The 551-nt window shown below is 69.7% G+C and carries 1 protein-coding gene; it reads right to left on the bottom strand.

The window, feature by feature from the left end:
* A partial coding sequence (locus HCU76_RS37080; protein WP_371319971.1) for a POTRA domain-containing protein occupies positions 1-399 on the bottom strand: 399 nt, incomplete at its 3' end.
* Positions 400-551 lie beyond the last annotated feature (152 nt).

The following is a 551-nucleotide window of genomic DNA, read 5'->3' as shown; positions in this document are numbered from 1 at the left end:
CGCCAGGAAGTAGCCGCGTGCGCGGTACAGGTCGGTGATGGCCTTGGCCAGGGCTTCCAGGTCGGAGAGCGCCACGTCGCGGCCGATGTAGGGCTGGGTGACCGTCTTGAGTTCATCGGCCGAGAGCGCCTGCGCGCCGTTCAGGCGGATGTCGTTGAGGCGGAAGGTCGGGGGTGGCGCGGGTGTGCGCGGCAGATCTTGCGGCATGGCCGCGCCGGCCGGGGGGCGTGCGGCCTGTGCGAGCTGGTTGCTGTTGCTGCTGTTGCCGTTGCCGCTGCTGTTGCCGCCGTTGCCGCTGCTGCTGTTGTTGCTGTTGCTATTGCCGCTGCTGTTGCCGCAACTACCGCAGGGATCGTTGGTGGGCAGCAGTTCGGGGTTGGCCGTGGTCGCTGCTGCCACGGTGGTCGCTTCCTCGGTCTCGCCCGCCGCATGCGCACGCTGGGCCGCCAGCAGCCACAGCATCGCGCCCGCGACCACCACGCTGGATGCCACGGCCACCTGCCTGCGCTTCGTGTGCAAGGCGCGCATGGCAGGCGACGCAGCCATCGTCT

Source organism: Variovorax sp. dw_308 (assembly GCF_019207085.1).
Classification (GTDB): Bacteria; Pseudomonadota; Gammaproteobacteria; order Burkholderiales; family Burkholderiaceae_C; genus Variovorax.
Note: the sequence above shows the minus strand (reverse complement) of the source record. Positions and strands in the feature narration are given on the sequence as shown.